Source organism: Corynebacterium gottingense (assembly GCF_007559235.1).
Lineage (GTDB): Bacteria > Actinomycetota > Actinomycetes > Mycobacteriales > Mycobacteriaceae > Corynebacterium > Corynebacterium gottingense.
In genome coordinates this window covers 118,417-135,087 of record NZ_VMHH01000004.1, presented here as the reverse complement: position 1 = coordinate 135,087, position 16,671 = coordinate 118,417, and the positions used below count along the sequence as shown (strand labels likewise).

At 65.9% G+C, this 16,671-nt stretch carries 12 protein-coding genes; 9 read left to right on the top strand and 3 right to left on the bottom strand.

Going from position 1 to position 16,671, the window contains the following annotated elements:
• The first annotated feature begins 91 nt into the window (after positions 1-91).
• The 4 genes from FPH17_RS06725 to FPH17_RS06710 are packed head-to-tail and all read left to right on the top strand — an operon-like array spanning position 92 to position 6,089.
• Entirely contained in the window at positions 92-2,002 is a 1,911-nt protein-coding gene (locus FPH17_RS06725; RefSeq protein WP_154879343.1) for an ABC transporter ATP-binding protein, read from the top strand.
• Positions 2,003-2,056: 54 nt separating this feature from the next.
• A complete protein-coding gene (locus FPH17_RS06720) occupies positions 2,057-3,178 on the top strand; it encodes a MalY/PatB family protein (protein ID WP_154879341.1) in 1,122 nt (373 codons plus the stop codon).
• A 6-nt stretch (positions 3,179-3,184) separates the two neighbouring features.
• On the top strand, positions 3,185-4,939 hold the full coding sequence (gene treS / locus FPH17_RS06715) for a maltose alpha-D-glucosyltransferase (protein WP_154879339.1): 1,755 nt from the start codon (positions 3,185-3,187) through the stop codon (positions 4,937-4,939).
• Between the two features lie 10 nt (positions 4,940-4,949).
• The gene (locus tag FPH17_RS06710) at positions 4,950-6,089 is read left to right on the top strand and encodes a phosphotransferase (RefSeq protein WP_154879337.1); all 1,140 of its coding nucleotides are present in this window, start codon (positions 4,950-4,952) and stop codon (positions 6,087-6,089) included.
• A gap of 7 nt (positions 6,090-6,096) precedes the next feature.
• On the opposite strand, the gene efeB is transcribed toward FPH17_RS06710, so the two are convergent.
• Genes efeB through FPH17_RS06695 form a run of 3 tightly spaced genes read right to left on the bottom strand, consistent with a single transcriptional unit; the run spans position 6,097 to position 10,514 of the window.
• Positions 6,097-7,344 carry an iron uptake transporter deferrochelatase/peroxidase subunit gene (gene efeB, locus FPH17_RS06705; protein ID WP_154879335.1) on the bottom strand — a complete coding sequence of 416 codons (1,248 nt, stop codon included), beginning with the start codon at positions 7,342-7,344 and terminating at the stop codon, positions 6,097-6,099.
• Positions 7,344-8,555, bottom strand: a complete 1,212-nt coding sequence (locus FPH17_RS06700; RefSeq protein WP_238397104.1) for an EfeM/EfeO family lipoprotein — start codon at positions 8,553-8,555, stop codon at positions 7,344-7,346. Before FPH17_RS06700 ends, efeB begins: the two co-directional genes overlap by 1 nt.
• 15 nt (positions 8,556-8,570) lie before the next feature.
• On the bottom strand, positions 8,571-10,514 hold the full coding sequence (locus FPH17_RS06695) for a phospholipase C (protein ID WP_154879333.1): 1,944 nt from the start codon (positions 10,512-10,514) through the stop codon (positions 8,571-8,573).
• Between the two features lie 395 nt (positions 10,515-10,909).
• On the opposite strand from FPH17_RS06695, the gene brnQ reads away from it, so the two are divergent.
• The 5 genes from brnQ to FPH17_RS06670 all read left to right on the top strand — a co-directional run bounded on the left by brnQ (position 10,910) and on the right by FPH17_RS06670 (position 16,669).
• The gene (brnQ, locus tag FPH17_RS06690; protein WP_154879331.1) at positions 10,910-12,307 is read left to right on the top strand and encodes a branched-chain amino acid transport system II carrier protein; all 1,398 of its coding nucleotides are present in this window, start codon (positions 10,910-10,912) and stop codon (positions 12,305-12,307) included.
• A 9-nt stretch (positions 12,308-12,316) separates the two neighbouring features.
• The gene (locus tag FPH17_RS06685) at positions 12,317-13,309 is read left to right on the top strand and encodes an LLM class flavin-dependent oxidoreductase (protein WP_154879329.1); all 993 of its coding nucleotides are present in this window, start codon (positions 12,317-12,319) and stop codon (positions 13,307-13,309) included.
• An 85-nt stretch (positions 13,310-13,394) separates the two neighbouring features.
• Positions 13,395-14,156, top strand: coding sequence for a GntR family transcriptional regulator (locus FPH17_RS06680; protein WP_154879327.1), 762 nt, complete (start codon positions 13,395-13,397; stop codon positions 14,154-14,156).
• 30 nt (positions 14,157-14,186) lie between these two features.
• On the top strand, positions 14,187-15,662 hold the full coding sequence (locus FPH17_RS06675) for an ABC transporter substrate-binding protein (protein WP_154879325.1): 1,476 nt from the start codon (positions 14,187-14,189) through the stop codon (positions 15,660-15,662).
• A gap of 92 nt (positions 15,663-15,754) precedes the next feature.
• Positions 15,755-16,669, top strand: a complete 915-nt coding sequence (locus tag FPH17_RS06670) for an ABC transporter permease (RefSeq protein ID WP_203085530.1) — start codon at positions 15,755-15,757, stop codon at positions 16,667-16,669.
• The last annotated feature ends 2 nt before the right edge of the window (positions 16,670-16,671 follow it).

The window sequence follows — 16,671 nt, the reverse complement described above, 5'->3', positions numbered from 1 at the left end:
TTTTACCTCGTTGTGGCACTGCACTGAAATGCGCCGATCAGGCGCTTTCCAATTCTTCCTCACTGTACAGCCCTAGTACCCTAGCCAAACTATGCAGTCATTGTTGCGTGTCCTCCGCAGCGCCTCTGCGCTGTGGCCCTACTACCTCGCCGTCGTGATCATTTCCTCCGGTGTCGCAGCTCTGGGATTGGTCTCCCCCTTCATCATCCGGGAGGCCACCGACACGATCGTCGGATACGTCAGCGGTGACAGCGAGGGGCCGTCGCCGGTGCGCACCGTCGTGTGGCTGGCCATCGCGCTGTTTGCTGCCGAATCCGCCGCGGCGCTGCTGCGCAACGTCGCCGGCTACCTGGGCGACGTGATGGTGGCGCGGATCCGACAGATCATGTCCACGCGCTACTTTGCCAAGCTGCTCGCGCTGCCACAGCGCTACTTTGACAACCAGGTCACGGGCACGATCATCGCCCGCCTGGACCGCTCGATTGCTAACGTCACGCAGTTCATCCAGTCCTTTGCCAACAACTTCCTGCCGATGCTGCTGCAGGTCGCGGCGATTCTGGCGATCACGGCGTACTACTACTGGCCGCTGACCATCCTCCTGGCGCTGTTGTTCCCGCTCTACATGTGGCTCACCGCGCTCACGTCCAAGCGGTGGCAGCGGTTTGAAAAGGAGAAAAACGCCAACATCGACGAGGGCAACGGCCGCTTCGCCGAGGTGGTCGGTCAGGTCAAGGTGACCAAGTCCTTCGTGGCGGAGGTGCGCGAGCTGGACAAGTTTGGCACCCACTACAACAACACCGTGGACATCACGCGCCCGCAGTCGCGCTGGTGGCACAGCATGGACACGGTGCGCGGCATCGCCATGACGGCGGTCTTTTTGGGCATCTACCTGATCCTGTTCGTGCGCACGCTCCACGGCGACTTCACCATCGGCGAGATGGTCATGCTCATCCAGATGGTCACCATGGCTCGCCAGCCCGCGCAGATGATGAGCTGGATCGTCGACGCCGCGCAGCGCGCCATCGCGGGGTCGCGCGATTACTTCAAGGTAATGGACGAGCCGAACGAGCCCACCGCCAACCGCGAGCTCGTCGCCGCGACCCAGTCCACCGGCGTGCCGGAGCTCACACAGGTGACGCACGAACCGCTCGAGGTGCGCGAACCGGTCATCGCGTTCGACAACGTCTCCTTCGCGTACAATCCGGGCGAGCCCGTCCTGGAGGGCCTGACCTTTTCCGCGCGCGAGGGCGAGAAGATCGCGCTGGTGGGCGAGTCTGGTGGCGGCAAGTCCACCATCGTCAACCTGCTGCTGGGGCTCTATCCGCTTCACGACGGCACGCTCACCGTCTGCGGCCGCAACCTCGAAGTTCTGAGCGTGGAGGAACTTCGCGCGTCTTCCGGCGTGGTCTTCCAGGAACCCGCGCTGTTTTCCGGCACCGTGGCGGAAAACATCGCCTACGGTAAGCCCGGCGCGACGCGCGAGGAGGTCATCGACGTGGCCAAGCGCGCGAACGCCCACGACTTCATCACCCGGTTCAAGGACGGCTACGACACCGTCATCGGTGAGCGCGGCCTGCGGTTGTCCGGCGGGCAGAAGCAGCGCGTGGCCGTAGCGCGGGCGATGCTCAAGGACGCGCCCATCCTGGTACTCGACGAGGCCACCTCGGCTCTGGACACCAAGGCGGAGCGCGCCGTGCAGGCCGGCCTGGACGAGCTGATGAAGGACCGCACGACCATCATGATCGCGCACCGGCTCTCCACCATCGCCGACGTGGACACCATCATCACCCTGGATAACGGCCGGATCGATGAGATCGGCTCGCCGGCGGAGCTCGCGGCCTCCGGCGGTATTTATTCAGAGCTGCTCACGCTCACCGCGTCCTCGTCCGCCGCGGACCGGGCGCGCCTGAAGTCCTTCGGCTTCCAGCTAGACGGCGAATACGACGCCGAGGACGAGGACGCCGCGGACGTGGAGGGCGCCGCGCAGCCCTACAACGCCTGATACCGCGCGGCGGTGTGGCGGAGGGGGCGGGTGGGCGTCGTTAAGCTTGGGGCCATGGATTTCCCCGAGCTTGAGCAACTCCGCGCACGCGGAACCCGCAAATGGACCCAGTACGACGACGATGTGCTGCCGCTGTTCGTCGCCGAGAGCGACTTCACCACCGCCGAGCCCGTGCGCGCGGCGATCGCCGACGCCGTCGGGCGCGAGATGTTCGGCTACACCCCCGCTCCGAGCGCGCAGCAGCTGCCTGGGCTGGTGGCCGACTTCTACGACGCGCGCTACGGCTGGCGGCCGGACCCCGCGCGCATCTTCCCCATCCCCGACGTGGTGCGCGGCGTGTTGCTATCCATCCAGCACTTCACCGAGGGCCCGGTCATCGTGCCGGTGCCCGCCTACCACCCGTTCTTGGAGGTGGCGGAGACCGCCGGACGCGAGCGCATCAACGTGCGCGCCGTGCCGGGGCTGGACCTGGACGAACTGGACGCGGCGTTTTCCCGTGGCGCGGGCTCGCTCGTGCTCACCAACCCGTACAACCCCGGCGGGTGGACCTTTACGCCCGAGCGGCTCGATGAGATCTGTGCCCTGGCCCGCCGCCACGGCGCGCGCGTGATCGTCGACGAGATCCACGCGCCGCTGGTCTACGAAGGCGCCCACACGTGCGCGGCCGCGAACAACCCGGACGTGTGCATCACTATTACGGCGGCGTCGAAGGCATGGAACGTGGCGGGCCTGAAGTGCGCGCAGCTGATCTTTTCCAACGACGCCGATGTCAAGACCTGGCAGGGACTCAGCGGGGTGGCGAAAGACGGCACGGGCACGCTCGGCATCGTCGCCGCCGAGGCGTGTTACCGGGACGGGGGTGACTTCCTCGACGGTGAAATTGCGCAGCTGCGCGAGAACCGCGACTGGCTCGTTGAGCACCTCCCGCGCGAGATTCCCGGCATCGAGGTCGAGGTCCCGCAGGCCACCTACCTCATGTTCCTGGACTTCCGGAATACCAAGTTGACCACGGAAAAGCCGGCGACTTGGCTGCGCACACACGCGAAGGTGGCCATGAACGAGGGCGTGAGCTTCGGCCCCGGTGGCGAGCACAAGGCGCGGCTGAATTTTGCCACCAGCCCCGCGATCCTGCGGGAGGCAGTCGAGCGCATGGCGGGGGCAATTCGCCTACTGTAGGTGGGCATGGAGCAGACCCCGCAGGCCTCAGATTACCTACCCCCCGCACCCCCGGAGCAGCCCTGGGAGCGGCCCGACCCCGAGTGGTACAAGGACGCCGTATTCTACGAAGTCCTCGTCCGCGCCTTCTACGACCCGGACGGCACGGGGTTGGGCACGCTCAAGGGGCTGGAGGAGAAGCTCGACTACCTGCAGTGGTTGGGGGTAGATTGCCTGTGGATCCCGCCGTTCTACGACTCCCCGCTGCGCGACGGCGGCTACGACATCCGCGACTTCCGCAAGGTCCTGCCCGAGTTCGGCACCGTCGAAGACTTCATTTCGCTTATCGACGCCGCGCATAAACGCGGCATCCGCATCATCACGGACTTTCCCATCAACCACACCTCCGACTCCCACGCCTGGTTCCAGGCGTCCCGGCAGGACCCGGATGGGCCGTACGGCGACTATTACGTGTGGACCGACGACAACACCCAGTACGACGGCACCCGCATCATCTTCATCGACACCGAGGAATCCAACTGGACCTGGGACCCGGTGCGCAAGCAGTATTTCTGGCACCGCTTCTTCTCCCACCAGCCGGATCTGAACTACGACAACCCGGCTGTGCAGGAGGAGATCCTGGACATCATCCGCTTCTGGCTCGACCTGGGCATGGACGGCATCCGCCTCGACGCCATCCCCTACCTCTTCGAGCGCGAGGGCACCTCGTCTGAAAACCTGCCGGAGACGCACGGCTTTATCAAGCGCGTGCGCGCACTCTTTGACGAGGAATACCCCGGCCGCTTCCTGCTCGCCGAGGCCAACCAGCTCCCCGACGAGGTGGTGGAGTACTTCGGCGACGGCGGCACCGACGAGCACGGCAACCCCGACGGCTCCGGCGACGAGTGCCAGATGGCGTTCCATTTCCCCGTCATGCCGCGCATTTTCATGGGCATCCACCAGGAGTCCGCGACGCCCATCATTGACATCCTGCGCGAAACCCCGGCGATCCCGGCGTCCGCCCAGTGGGGCATCTTCCTGCGCAACCACGATGAGCTCACCCTCGAGATGGTGTCGGAGGAAGAGCGCGACTACATGTACAAGCACTACGCATCCGACCCTCGCATGCGCGCCAACGTGGGTATCCGCCGCCGCCTCGCCCCACTGCTCGGCGGGCACCGCGACCGCTTGGAGCTCGCGCACGCCCTGCTGCTCAGCCTGCCCGGCTCCCCGTTCCTGTACTACGGCGACGAGATTGGCATGGGCGACAACATTTGGCTGCCCGACCGCGACGGCGTGCGCACGCCCATGCAGTGGTCCAACGACCGCAACGGCGGGTTTTCCAAGGCCGAACCGGAGCGGCTCTACCTGCCCCCGGTGCGCAACGACCAGTACGGCTACCACATCGTGAACGTGGAATCCCAGATGGCCCGCGAGAACTCGCTGCTGCAGTGGGTGCGCACGCAGGTGCACATCCGCAAGCAGTACAAGGCGTTTGGGCGCGGCGCCTACATTGAGGTTGACCACGGCAACGAGCAGGTGCTGGCTTTCATCCGCGAGTACGACGCGTCCGCGGACGGGACCCCCGGCGGCGGGGTCGAGCGAATCCTGTGCGTGCACAACATGAGCTCGCGCCCGCAAGCGGTGGAGATGCACCTTTCGCAGTACGCCGGCGTTGTTCCCCGCGAGCTGTCCGGCGGCCTGGAGTTCCCCGCCATCGGCGAGCTGCCCTGGTTGGTCACGCTCGCGCCACACGGCTTCTTCTGGTTCGACATCTCCTAGGGAGGGCGGCATGTTCGATCTCGCCTCGCAACGCTTCTACGGCGCAAAGTCAGACACCATCGACGCGATCACCGTCGCCACCGCGCGGCCGGTCGCCGTCGCTGGTTGCGGAGCCACGGCGCAGTGGCAGCTTCTCGACGTCGCACGCGGCGCCGACTCGGACACCTACCAGGTCCTCCTTGCGGAGTCGGCGAGCGGCGAGACGCAGGACATTCTGAGCACCGACTCCGGGGCCACCGCCTACGTGGCCGCGCTCCCCGAGCTCGGCGAGGTCCACGGCGACCTGATCACCGGCGCCGCTACCCCACTGGGTGCCGAGCAGTCCAACACCAACCTCGTCGTCGGCAACACGATCGTGAAGGTGTTCCGCCACCTCGAGGACGGCCTCAACCCGGACGTCGAACTGCTCACCCGCATCGGCGACTGCCCGCACGTCGCCGCCGTGAACGCCTACGTCACCCGCGGCGAGCAGACGCTGGCGATGCAGCAGGAATTCATCCGCGGCGGCATCGACGGGTTCGTGCTCACTACCGGGGGCTCCGCCGAGGGGACGCTGCCGGAGGCCGAAGTCGCCGCGCAGGCGGAGTCGCTCGGGTGCGCGATGCGGACCGTGCACGAGGCGCTTGCCCACGCATTCGGCGTCCAGGAACGGCCGACGCGCGCGATCGCCGACACGCTCACCGCAAACCTGGATGCATACGTGCGCCGCGCACCGTTGCTCGCCGATTTCGCCCCGCGGATCCGCGCGCTCTACGCGGAGCTCGGCCGCACTGAGTCAACCGTGCCGGTGCAGCGGGTCCACGGCGACCTGCACCTGGGACAGACGCTCAAGACCCCCGAGCGGTGGTACCTCATCGACTTCGAGGGCGAGCCGGCGCGGCCCCTCGCGCAGCGGCGCCGCCCGGACCATCGGCTGCGTGACGTGGCCGGGATGGTGCGCTCGTACGGCTACGCCCGCGCCGTCGGCGGGTTTGACGTGGAATGGGAGCGCGGCGGCGTCGAAAAGCTGCTCGCGGGGTACGGCGCCGAACGCGACGCGCTGCTCGCGGCCTACATCGTGGACAAGGCCGCCTACGAGGTGATTTACGAGGCGAACAACCGCCCGGACTGGGTGGACATCCCCCTCGACGCGATCCGCGACCTGGTGTAGGAACGAATTAGGCCAGCAGGGCGCTGCCGAAGTAGTCGTCCTGGTCGGCGACGCCGGGCAGGGCGAAGAAGTAGCCGCCGCCGTACGGGCGGATGTAGTCCGCGAGCGGTTCGCCCTCCAGGCGCTTCTGCACGGTGACGAACTGGCGCTCCAGGTCCTGCTGGAAGCAGACGAAAAGCAGGCCGACGTCGAGGGTGCCGTTGTCGCGCACGCCGTTATCGTAGTTGTAGGCGCGGCGCAGCATGAGCTGGTCCGCGGTCTCCGGGGTGCGCGGGTTGGCCAGGCGGATGTGTGCGTCGGTGGGGATCACGTCGCCGTTCGCGTCGTCGAGGTAGTCCGGGGCGGCGTACTCGTCGCCGCCGGAGAGCGGCCCGCCGGTGGCGCGGTCGCGGCCGAAGATCTGCTCCTGCTCCGCGATGGAGATGCGGTCCCAAAACTCCGTATACATGGCGATCAAGCGCACGACCATGTAGCTGCCGCCCGCGGTCCAGTCGGGCTCGCCGTCGCCCACCCACACCAGGTCGTCGAACTGCTTCGGCGAGGGGTTGACGATGCCGTCTTTAAACCCGAGGTGGTTGCGCTGCGTGCCGGTCGGCCGGGGCTCGTTCATATAGCCGTTCTGGCGCCAGCGCACGGCAACGTCGCCGCGGGTGTGGCGCAAGATGTCGCGCAGCGCGTGGGTCACGGTATCGTGCTGGTCGGCGCAGATCTGCAGCACCAGGTCGCCGTGGCAGAGATCGGGGTTGAGCGTATCGTCCGCGAACGCCTCCATCGCGCGCAGGCGGGCGGGCTTGCGGTTTGCGAGCCCGAAGCGGGAGTCGAAGAGGGACTCGCCCACCGCGAGGGTGATGGACACGTTGTCGGTGGGGAGGTCCGGGCCAAGCTCGCCCGAGTCGCTGGCGGGGAACGCGATGCCGTCGACGGCGGTCGCGCCCCCTGCCGTGAGCGCGCGGGAGCGCTCGGTGATCGTGCGCAGGAGCTGCTCCAGGCGGGCGCGGTCCCCCTGCTGGATGTCCAAGGCCACGACTTCCGCGTACTTCTGCGGCTGGTTGATGATGCCCTGCTGGTGCTCGCCGTGGAATTCCAGGCGCGCCTCCGGGTTGTTCACGGTCGCGTTGTCGGAGCGCGGCGTGCCGTCGCCGCGGGGCGAGTCCGCCTGCTGCGCCTGCGTCGTCGCCTGGACCCCAAGCGCCGCCGTGGCCGTGGCGGCGCTGGCGAGGAACGTGCGTCGGTTGAAGTGGAACGGGCAGGTCACTAGTTCATCCTCCGGATCACAGTCATGGTGGCCACCGTGGCCAGCAGCTCATTCGCGCGGGCGACCTCGGCTTGTAGCCTAAGCCGGTCGTCTTGCTCCCAGTCGTCGTAGGCCGTCGGCGTGCCGCCGGCGCCGTACTTCGCGTCCATCTCGTTGGCGAGCTGCTCGAGAGCGTCCAGCTCGTCATAAATTGGGGTGGTGTCCAGGCCGCGCCCCTCCACGAGTTCGCGCACCGGGTCCATCGTCGCCCTGGTCGAGGTTACGTTTCCGCGCAGCGCCGTGGGCAGCGCGTGTGCGCCGAAGTCCCGCTCGCCGCGCATGTCAAAACGCTCGAACTCCTCCATCACCTCGTGCGTGCGCAGCCCATAATCGGGTGCCGGGATGGCAAAGTGCAAGGTCTGAAGCGCGTGCGCCGCCTTGTCGACGGCGTCGGCCAGCGCCTCCGCCGGCGCCACCGCGTCCTGCACCGGTGCCTCGGAGAAGAGCAGCTTTTCGACGTCCTCGTACCCGCCAAGTGCCGCGCCCGGCCACATCTCGGACGCGTCGTCGAAGGAGCGGTACGTCTCCAGGTATGCCAGGTAGGAGGCCTGCGCCTCGCTGCGGTTGCCGGAGCGGGTGGCGTCGACAAGCGCCTGCGCCTTGGCCTGCAGCTCGGGGACGCGCTGTTTCTGCGCGGCAGCGTGGGCGGTGGAGACGGCGGCGACTTCTCGGTCTGTGATGGGCACCATCTTCGGGGCGTCCGTGATGGGGGATCCGGTGACCTGGAACGGTTCGGACTTCACCGCGGAATCACTGTGAAACACGCACGTCAGGTGGTACGTGCCGTTTTGAAGTTTGGGGGTCCAGGCGCGCTCGGCGGGGAAGCCGACGCGCTCGAGGACCTGGTAGGCGTAGCCGTCATCGTCCGATACGTAGACGGTGAGGGCCAGGCCTGAGGTGTTGTAGACATTCCAATTCGCCTGGTCCTGCACATCCCCGGGCGACGGGCAGTTGTACACGTCGCGCACGTGCAGCGTGAGCTGGTCGGGGTTGTCACTCGGTGCGGGCTGCGCGGAGGGCTGCGTGGAAGGCTGGCCCTGCGACTGCGACGAGGAGCCACTCGAGCCTTCCGTGCCACTCGAGCTTGAGATTCCTGGGATGTGCACGATGCCGACGATGACTGCGATGAGTGCAGCCAGCGCCGCCAGAGCGTATTGGATGTTTTCCTGCATTACTGAGCGCGTGCCTTAGAACGGGAGCTTGATGGAGTCCTTGATGTTCGCGGGCAGCCCCGGCATGCCGTTCATAACCCAAGCGCCGATGCCACCCAGGACAGCAAGGACGGCGACGACCGCGGCGATGATGCCGCCGGTGGAGGATCCGTCCTGCTCGCCGGCGGGATCATCCTTGCCCGGCTGCTGCGCACCCGGCTTCGCGTCGCGGTTGACCATCTTGGCCACCTCGGCGACACCGTTCTCGGTGACCAGCGGGTTGTTCATGCCTTCTGCGACCGGCTTGAGGTTAGAGATCTCGCGGGAGGTGTTGTCCACCTTCTCAATCGAGGCGTAATCCTTGGCCACGGTGCCGTCGGTCTCATTGAGGAACAGCTTCGGCGCCTTCTCACCGTCGAAATCGAACATGTTGTTCAGCTCGCCGGCGCGCTCGTCGAAAGCGATGCCTCCCAGTCGGCCCAGCCCCCAGTTGTCCTGGATGAACTTAGTGATGGAGGTCTGCTCGGTGTAGGTGGAGTCGACAAAGTTTGTCTTTGCGTACGGGGAGACGATCAGCAGCGGCTGACGGGTACCCGGGCCGCACTGGCCGTGCTTGTCGCCCGCGACGCCGACCTTCTTGGCTGCAGCGGTGCAGATCTCCGCGTCCTGGTGCGGATCGTTGGAGCCGTTGAGGATCGTCGGTGCCTGGTGGTCGTACCAGCCGTCGGAGTCGTCGTAGGCGATGACGACCGCGGTGGAGTCCCACTCCGGCGAGTTCTGCAGCTCGTTGATGTAGTGGGTAATGAAGGCCTGCTCGTCGTACGGGTTGGAGTAACCGGCGTGGCCGTCCTGGTAGTTCGCGGCCTTGAGGAAGGAAACGGCCGGCAGGTTGCCCTGCTCGATGACCTTGTCAAAGTCGGTCAGGTCGTACTGGTGGTTCGCGCGGTCGGTCTTACCAATCATCTCGTCGCTGGACGGCGCGAAGTGGTGCGGGTTCGCGGTGGATGCGTAGTACTGGAACGGCTGGTGGTGCGGGTTGTAGTCCGTCTTATCCTGGCCGGTCAGCGTCTTGTGCGCGGCGCCGCAGCGTGCACGGGAGGAATCGGTTGCCTCTTCGGTCGGGCGGAATCCGCCCTGGAACCAGCCCCAGGTAATGTCCTTCTCATTGAGCTGGTCACCGATGTTCTTGGAGTGCATCGCGGTGACCTGGTTGGTGCCCGCGGAGGAGGAGTTGGAGCAGTCGTCGAACAGCGGGTCCGGGTCTCCGACGACGGTCGCGGTCTTGCCGTCCTCGGAGACACCGGCGAGGGCGTGGTTCTGGCCGTCGACGATCTTCTGCTGCTCGCCGGTGGCCGGGTCGTGCATGGTGGCGTCGGCCACGGTGCCGGAAATCAGGTTGAGCGCACCCGGGGTGGACGGACCAAAGATGGTGGAGAACGAGTTGTCGTTCATGGCAAAGTTCTGCGCGTAGTTCCACAGGCCGGTGACGGTGTTGCCGTCGTAGTAGCCCATGGTCGTGCCGACAGTGGCGAAGGAACCCTGGCCGTACTTGTCCACATCGGTAGACACGGTCTCTGCGAACTTGTCCATCTTGCCGCCGTTGTAGGCCTTCTGCTCGTCAGCGTAGTGGTGGTTCTGGTCCGTAGTCACGGCCTGGCCCGGAGTGAGGCGGAACGGCTTCGTGGAGTTCGGGTTCTTCTCGCCGAGCAGGTCGTTGTTTTCCAGGTTGTTGACCTTCGGGGTGTCCTTCTTGGCGGTGAACTTCGGGGCGTCGTTGCCCGAGCCCTGCATTTTCTCGCCGTCGAGGTTTGCGGCGTTGGGGTAGGTGCCGAAGTAGTGATCGAAGGAGATGTTCTCCGAGTAAATGACCACGACGTGCTCGATCGGGGTCTTAGTGTCGGCCTGGGCCACACCCGGGACGATTGCAGTGGTCGCGGCGACTGCGGCGCACGCGGCGATAGCGCGGTGACGAAGCTTCATGGCGAAGTCCAATCTTGAAGTAAGTGGATACTGCGGTAACAACGAAAGCTGCGGCACCCCTGCGCGAGGACCGTATCCTTTCAGCACCTATTTAAATTCCCGCCAGGTCACTTTGCAAAGCCTGTCAATCCATCCGTTTCCCGCGCGTTCAAGCCTGTGAGCTGGAACAACAGTGAAATTCTCGCCCGATCACACCTACTGTTGACGCAAAATTCACCAACAGTTTGCCTAACTTTCCACTTTCTCGCTCCGCTCGCGCCGATCGCTTATCGACGCAAACCCGCTGGCAAATTAGTTACGTTCCCCAAATTTTCCACTATTTGGGACAAATTTTCCCAAAAATGGAATCTTCGATGTACGCTGAACACCACCCAACACCCACAAGGAGGGTTTCAATGAGTTCCACAGCAACGTCCGCCGGCGCCTCGGGCAGCACCGGCGGCCAGACGAAAACGATCGTCATCACCGCGCTCGCACTGTTTTCCATGTTTTTCGGTGCTGGCAACCTGATTTTCCCGCCGATGCTGGCGGTCTCGGCCGGCGACAACTTCTGGCCCGCCATTCTCGGTTTCCTGGGCACCGGCGCACTCCTGCCAGTGTTGGCGGTGATCGCGATCGCCATGTCCGGCGCGAACGTCCGCGACCTTGCGCAGCGCGCCGGTTCCGTCTTCGGCGTCGTCTTTCCGGTGCTCGCTTACCTGTCTATCGGCGCCTTCTACGCGCTGCCCCGCACCGGCGCCGTGTCCATGGAAACGGCGATCACGCCGCTGTTTGGGTGGGACGGTTTGTTCGCCTCCGCCGTCTTTAATGTGATCTTCTTCGGCGTCTCCCTGGCGCTGGCGTGGAACCCCACCCGCATTATGGAAACCCTGGGCAAATTCCTCGTGCCCGCCCTGGTGGTCCTGCTGATCATCATGATCTCCGTGTCCATTGTCAAGTGGGACGCGGAGCCTTCCGCCCCGAGTGAGACCTACGCAGACGGCCCGTTCACCTCCGGCCTGCTCGAGGGCTACCTCACCATGGACTCCATCGCCGCGTTGGCGTTCTCAATCGTGGTCATCTCCACGCTGCAGTTCAAAGGGTTCAAGGAGGGCAAGGAAATTGTCCGCGGCACGATCCTCGCCGGCGTTGGCGCGGGCATCATGCTGGGCGCCATCTACCTCGGCCTGGGCACTATCGGCCGCGTCATCCCCAACCCCACCCAGTACGACAACGGCGCCGGCCTGCTTGCAGACGCCTCCAACCTGACCATGGGCATGGCGGGCCAGATCATCTTCGCGCTGATCGTCCTGCTCGCCTGCTTGACCACGTCGGTCGGTCTGATCACCGCGACCGCCGAGTACTTCTCCTCGCAGTTCCCGGGCTCCTACAAGGTCTGGGCCGTCGTGTTCACCGTCACGTCGATGATCATCGCAACGCAGGGGCTCGACTTCGTCATGACGATTGCGGCCCCGGTCATCGGCTTCCTGTACCCGCCCGCCATCTCCCTGATCTTGGTAACGCTGGTCGAACCGGCGTTTGCCAAGCGCACCCGTTTTACCTGGGCGTTCTTCCTGCCCATCTGGGTCGCTGTGATCTACTCGGCGATCGAGACCTGCATTTCCCAGGGGTGGGGCGCGGACGCGCTCACGCCGCTGGTGTCCTGGCTGCCGCTGCACGCCGAGGGACTGGGGTGGATCGTCCCGGTTGTCATCGCCTTCCTCATCGGCCTGGCCATCGACTGGGCACACCCCAAGACGCCGATGGCGGTGGGCACCAACGAGACCGTCGACGGTGACGTAGTCACCGCGTAGTGTGGGGGCATGAATACGCGTGCCCCACTGTCACTCATTGATTTTTGCACCCGCTACCCCGACGAATCCGTCGGCGAGGCCATGGAGCGCTCCGTAGCCTTCGCCCAGCACGCGGAGTCGTTGGGGTATTCGCGTATCTGGTACTCCGAGCACCACAACATGAGCTCGATTGTCTCCTCCACGCCCGCGGTGCTCATCGCCCACATCGGCGCCAAGACTGAGCGCATCCGCCTGGGCTCCGGCGGCGTGATGCTGCCCAACCACTCCCCCTACGTCATCGCCGAGCAGTTCGGCATGCTCGAGGAGCTCTACCCCGGCCGCATTGATTTGGGCTTGGGCCGCGCCCCCGGCACCGACCAGCAAACACTGGGCCGTGCGTTGCGACGCGACCCCCGCGCCGCCGAAAACTTTCCGCAGGACGTCCTCGAGCTCCAGGCATGGCTGTCCAACGAGTCGCCACTCCCGGGCGTGACCGCCGTCCCCGGCTTCAACACCAACGTGCCGCTGATCATTCTCGGCTCGTCCATGTTCGGGGCGTCGCTGGCCGCCAAGCTGGGCCTGCCCTACGCGTTCGCGTCTCACTTCGCGCCGCAACACCTGGAGCAGGCCACCGCCTACTACCGGGAGAACTTCGAACCCTCCGAGCGCTACCCCGAGCCGTACTGCGTGGCCGCCGTCAACGTCACCGCCGCGGAGACCGAAGAGGACGCGGAGCGGCAGACCCGGCTGGTGCACCGCAACCGCGTGCGCGCGATGTTGGGCCGGAGGGGCCAGGTGCTTGACGACGCCCAACTGGACGCCGTCGTCGACTCCTACCAGGGCCGGCAAATCATTGACATGCTGCGGTACACCGCACAGGGCACCGGCGAGCAGGTCGTCGAGTACCTCGACTGGTTTGCACAGCACGCGGGCGCGGACGAGCTCATGATTTCGCTGCAGGCACCCAGCCACGAGGAAGTACTCGCCTCCATGGACATCCTCGCAAGCCACTGGAAATATTAATTCACCGATGCGTGAACACTCAGGATCCTGGTATAGGGTCTAGCCGAGTTCATACTTTTAGGCGCGCTATAGCTGGGAGAGTGTCATGTCCGTTTCGCCGCTTCGGCCCCCGCAACAACACGAGGAAATTGCGGCGCACCTGCGCGATGAAATCTTCACGGGCCGGATCCCCGCGGGCGAACCACTCCCCTCTGAGGCGGACCTGTGCGAGCAGTTCAATTCGTCCCGTGGCCCCGTCCGACAGGCGATGGCGACCCTGCGTGCCGAGGGACTCATCTCCTCCGGCCGCGGTCGGCGCTCGCTCGTGCTCTCCAACATTCGCACCGAGTCGTTCGAAGAGATCCTATCCAACACGGCCTGGATTGTGAACCTGGGCAAGGCCCCCGGCCAGGTCCTGGAGCACTACGGCCTCGCCCCGCTGCCGCAGCACGCCGCGGACGTACTGCGCGTCCCCGGCGGCGACGAGGCGGTGACCGTGCAGCGCACCCGCACCGCCGACGGTGCCCCGCTGGTGATCGAGTCTCTCTACTTCCACCCCAGTGTGACCAACGCCCTTGACGGGGTTGATCCGGAGCACGATTCCATTCACCGCCGCCTCGTGAGTAGTGGGATCGACTTCAACAACCTGTCCCGCGCGCTGACGGTCCACGCCGCGACCGACAACGAAGCGGACGCGCTCGACATCGCCCCGGGTACACCGGTGATTCAAGTGGAGATGCGCGTCTTCGACCACTCAGGCAGGCCCGTCGAGCTCGCGGTGCAAACCTACCGCGCCGACATGATCACCATCGGGCTGAACAATGTGCGGGGGCACTCGTCCCCCCTGTGGTTTGAAATCGATTCGTAGTCGCCGCGTGGACCCCGTTACACTCTCCACATGGCTTCCACAGCTGGTTCCCACCCTCTCCGGCTCGCCGGGGTGCTTGCCGCGTCCTGCGCGCTGCTAACCACCGCAGCGTGCGGCAGCGGAGGAGACACGGACGCGGCCCCCGAGCAGGCCCGCGAAGAAGTCGTCGTCGCCACGCAAGCGGCACCCGCCAGCTTGGATTTCACCACCACCGGCGGCGCGGCCGTCCCCCAGGCGATGATGGGCAACGTCTACGAAACCCTGGTCCGGATCGACGAATCGGGTAAACCGCAGCCGTTCCTCGCCACCAGCTGGGAGGAAAGCACCGACGGCACCGAATACACTTTCCACCTGCGTGACGACGTCACATTTGCCGACGGTACCCCCTTCGACGCCGACACCGCCGCGTTTTCCATCAACTACGTCAACGACCAGTGGACGAACGGGCTAAAGAGCCAGATGGCGCCGGTGCGGGAAGCGGTGAGCGTCGATAAGCACACGCTCCGCGTCACGCTCGACTCCCCGAGCCCGGACTGGTTATGGTCCATGGGCACGCTAACCGGTGCAATGATGGCGCCGGCGAGCGTGGACCGGCTCGCCACGGATCCGCTCGGGACCGGCCCCTACGTGGTGGACAACTTCCGCGTCGGCGAGGCCATTGAATTTCGTGCGCGTGAGGATTACTGGGGCGAGCCCGCCGAGCACGACGCCAAAATCCGCTACTTCGACGATTCGATTGCCGCCGTCAACGCGCTGCGCACTGGCGACGCCGACGTGGTGTGGGCGATGCAGGCGCCGCAGCTCATCGACGCGCTCCCCGACGACATCACGGTGGACATCGGCACCACCAACGGCGAGGTCCTGTTTTCCATGAACAACAAGCGCGCTCCGTTTGATGACCCCGACGTCCGCCGCGCTGCTGCCTTCGCCATCGACCGCGAGGCGGTGAATAGCGTCGTGTACAACGGACTCGCCACCGACACCGGCGGCGCACCCGTGCCGCCGACCGACCCCTGGTATACGGGCGAGAATTACTACCCCTACGATCCGGAACGCGCGCGAGAGCTTCTCGGCGGGCGCGCTCCGGAAATCACCATCACCGTGCCGAACCTGCCGTACGCGCAAACGGCCAGCGAACTTATCTACTCCCAGCTCACCGACGTCGGATTCCGCGTTCACCTTGAAACGGTCGAGTTCCCCGCGGTCTGGCTCGCAGACGTGCTCAAGGGGCACGACTACCAGGCGTCCTTGGTCGCGCACGTGGAACCGCGTGACCTGGGTGTGCTGTTTGGCGACCCCGACTACTACCTCGGCTACGACTCCGAGGCAGCGCGCGCCGCGCTCGGCAGCGGCGACCGCGTGCACGCCGTGGACACGATCATGGCAGACGCCGGCGCGCTCACCCTGGTCAACGCCCCAAACGTCGTCCTCTACGCCCCGGGCGTGCACGGCCTGAACCCCAACGTCGTCACCGACTCGCTACCGTTAAAGGAGGTAGAACGGTGAGCAAGCTCCTTTCGCGCGAGCACCGTGCGGACAGCACGGTCAGAGCCAGGGGTGGTGCCTCCGCGTTCGCGGCGCGCCTCGGCCGCGCGCTCCTGCGCTTTGTCCTATTACTCCTCGCCGCGAGCGTCATCATCTTCGTGTTGCTCCGCGCCGTCCCCGGCGACCCGGCGCGCGTCGCCCTCGGCGTGAGCGCAACCGACGAGGCGGTCGCGGAGCTCTCCCACCGGCTGGGCACCGACCGTCCGCTCGTGGTCCAGTACCTGGACTGGGTAGGTGGGATGCTCACCGGAAACTTCGGCATCTCCATGGCCAGCGGCACTGAGCTCGCCCCCGTCGTGGCGGAGCGCGCAGGCGCGTCGCTCACGCTGACCGTCATCGCGATGGTGTGCTCGCTGGCCATCGCGGTGCCGGCGGGCACCTACCTGGCGCGCCGCCGCGGCCACGCCGACGCCGCGCTCATCAACGCGCTGACCCAGGTCGGCATCGTGGTCCCCTCATTCCTGGTGGGCATCCTCGCCGTCGCGTGCTTCTCCGTCCGGCTGGGCTGGCTTCCCGCGAACGGGTGGGGCACGCCGTCGCACATCGTGCTGCCGGTGTTCGCGCTGACGTTGGTGCAGGCATCGATCCTCACCCGCTACGTGCGCGCCGCGATTTCGGAGGAGCTCACGAAAGACTATGTGCGCACGGCAAGGGCGAGCGGGGCGTCGGTAAGCACTGCCCTGGCGCGCCACGCGCTGCGCAACGCCGCGCTGCCGGTACTGACGGTGACGGGCGTGCAACTGTCCACCCTCATCGTTGGGGCTGTGGTGATTGAGCGCGTGTTTGCGGTGCCCGGCCTCGGGAGCATGCTTATCGACGCCGTGTCGACCCGCGATCTCACCGCGGTCCAAACGGTGATGATGTGCATCGTCGCGTTTACGCTCGCGGTCAACCTCGCGGTGGACGTCAGCTACGCCGCGATCGATCCGCGAACGAGACAAGCTGGGCAGCCGGGGAGGTTCGCATAATG

What these genes read in the sequence shown, in the direction of transcription:
- treS (WP_154879339.1), top strand. Translation starts at nt 3,185, where the DNA reads ATGGAGCAGACCCCGCAGGCCTCAGATTACCTACCCCCCGCACCCCCG.
- FPH17_RS06675 (WP_154879325.1), top strand. Translation starts at nt 14,187, where the DNA reads ATGGCTTCCACAGCTGGTTCCCACCCTCTCCGGCTCGCCGGGGTGCTT.
- FPH17_RS06680 (WP_154879327.1), top strand. Translation starts at nt 13,395, where the DNA reads ATGTCCGTTTCGCCGCTTCGGCCCCCGCAACAACACGAGGAAATTGCG.
- FPH17_RS06695 (WP_154879333.1), bottom strand. Translation starts at nt 10,514, where the DNA reads ATGAAGCTTCGTCACCGCGCTATCGCCGCGTGCGCCGCAGTCGCCGCG.
- FPH17_RS06685 (WP_154879329.1), top strand. Translation starts at nt 12,317, where the DNA reads ATGAATACGCGTGCCCCACTGTCACTCATTGATTTTTGCACCCGCTAC.
- FPH17_RS06700 (WP_238397104.1), bottom strand. Translation starts at nt 8,555, where the DNA reads ATGCAGGAAAACATCCAATACGCTCTGGCGGCGCTGGCTGCACTCATC.
- brnQ (WP_154879331.1), top strand. Translation starts at nt 10,910, where the DNA reads ATGAGTTCCACAGCAACGTCCGCCGGCGCCTCGGGCAGCACCGGCGGC.
- FPH17_RS06720 (WP_154879341.1), top strand. Translation starts at nt 2,057, where the DNA reads ATGGATTTCCCCGAGCTTGAGCAACTCCGCGCACGCGGAACCCGCAAA.
- FPH17_RS06710 (WP_154879337.1), top strand. Translation starts at nt 4,950, where the DNA reads ATGTTCGATCTCGCCTCGCAACGCTTCTACGGCGCAAAGTCAGACACC.
- FPH17_RS06725 (WP_154879343.1), top strand. Translation starts at nt 92, where the DNA reads ATGCAGTCATTGTTGCGTGTCCTCCGCAGCGCCTCTGCGCTGTGGCCC.